We start from the raw sequence: 2,027 nt of genomic DNA on the forward strand, positions 1-2,027 counted from the left end.
TGATGCGGTCGGTGGGGTATTCCGGGTCGAGGGGGACGAATGCGGCGCCGGCCTTCATGATGCCGAGGAGGGCCGCGATCAGTTCGGGGGAGCGGTCGAGGCAGACGGCGATGAGGGTGTCCGGGGTGATGCCTGTTTCCCGCAGGTGGTGGGCGAGTTGGTTGGCGCGGGCGTTGACCTGCGCGTATGTCCATTGTTCGGTGCCGTGGGTGATGGCGATGGCGTCCGGGTCGGTGGTGACGCGGTCTTCGATGAGGGAGTGGATGGTGGCGGTGTCGGGGTAGGGGCCGGTGACGCCGTTCCAGTCGACCAGGATCTCCTGCCGCTCCCGCTGCGTGAGCATGTTCAGCTCGGAGAGGCGGGCGTCGGGTGTGGCAGCGACGGAGGCGGCGAGTGTGGCCAGGTGGCCGGCCATCCGTTCGATCGTCGCGCGCTCGAACAGATCCGTCCGGTACTCCAGTGCCGCCTGCACCTCGCCGCTGGACTCCGCAGCCGTCAACTGAAGGTCGAACTTCGCGTCCTGACCGCCCACTCCGACCGGCTCGACGTCGAGGCCCGGCAGGCTCCACGCATCCCCGTCCGGAGTGTTCTGGAAGACGAACAGGGTCTGGAACAGCGGGTTGCGCGACAGGTCGCGGTTCTGGGCCAGCTCGTCGACGAGTCGCTCGAACGGCAGGTCCTGGTGGTCGTAGGCGCCCAGCGCCGTGTCCTTGACCCGGTCGATGAGCTCGGTGAACGTCGGGTCGCCGGACAGGTCGGTCCGCATCACCAGCGTGTTCACGAAGAAGCCGAGCAGGGCCTCGGTCTCGGCGCGGTTGCGGCCCGCGATCGGGGTGCCCACGGCGATGTCGTCCTGGCGACCGTAGCGGGCCAGCACGATCTTGAACAGCGACAGAAGCGTCATGAACAGGCTCGCGCCGCGCCGCCCAGCCGCCCTTCTCAGCGGTTCCGCGACCTCGGCCGGCAGCGTGAAGTACACGGTGTCACCGGCGGCGCCCTCGCGCTCGGCGGGGCGTCCATGATCCGTGGGCAGTTCCAGCACCGGCACACCGCTCAGGCGCTCACGCCAGTACGCCAACTGCGTCTCAAGGAAGTCGCCCGTGAGCTGTTCCCGCTGCCAGACGGCGAAGTCCGCGTACTGGACCGGGAGGCCCGGGAGCGAGGCCTCGCTCCCGGCCAGGGCCGCCGCGTACAGCTCACGCAGCTCGCGCGCCAGGATGCCCGCTGACCAGCCGTCCGACACGATGTGGTGCAGCGTGATCAGGAGATACTGGTCGTCCTGCGCGACAGGGACCAGGTCCACGCGCAGCAGTCGACCGCCGTCCAGCTCGAACGGGCGTCGCGCCTCCGCTTCCATGACCTCCTGCGCGGTCCGCTCCCTGTCCTCGAGGCCGGCGTCGGACCGGACATGGTGCACCACCGGGGTGACCGACCACGGCGCGTCCACCATCTGTGAGGGACGCCCGGAATCGTCGGTGACGAACCTGGTCCGAAGGATTTCGTGCCGTGCCACCAGGCCGGTGAACGCAGCGCCCAGGGCGTCGGCGTCCAACTCCCCCCGAAGGCGCAGGGCGAAGGGCACCAGGTACTCGGCGCTTCCCGGCGTCAACTTGTCGAGGAACCAGAGACGTTGCTGGGCGAAGGACAGCGGGAGCGCGGTGTCGGCTCGGTCGACTGGTACGAGCGGTGCCTCATCGGCTGTTGCCAGTTCACGCATGGCCGCGGCCAGAGTGGCAGGGGTGGGCGAGGTGAAGATGGTGCGGACCGGCACATCGACACCGAGCTGCCGGCGCAACCTGGACGTCACCTGCGTGGCAAGCAGCGAATGCCCGCCCAGCTCGAAGAAGTTGTCGTGGATCCCGATGGTGTCGACACCGAGGATTTCGGACCAGACGGTGGTGACGATCTGCTCGGCAGTGGTCCGCGGGGCTACGAAAGTGACGTCGAGGTCGGGGCGTTCGGGGCCCGGGGCGGGGAGGGCTTTGGTGTCGATCTTGCCGTTGGGGGTGAGGGGGAGTTGGTCGAGG

At 68.8% G+C, this 2,027-nt stretch carries 1 protein-coding gene; it reads right to left on the bottom strand.

Features of this window, described 5'->3' with window-relative positions; all coding sequences use genetic code 11:
• Nucleotides 1-2,027: condensation domain-containing protein (locus ABD366_RS05180; protein ID WP_344441173.1), on the bottom strand; the 2,027-nt coding region annotated here is incomplete at both ends.

Source organism: Streptomyces kunmingensis (assembly GCF_039533535.1).
Taxonomy (GTDB): Bacteria; Actinomycetota; Actinomycetes; order Streptomycetales; family Streptomycetaceae; genus Streptomyces; species Streptomyces kunmingensis.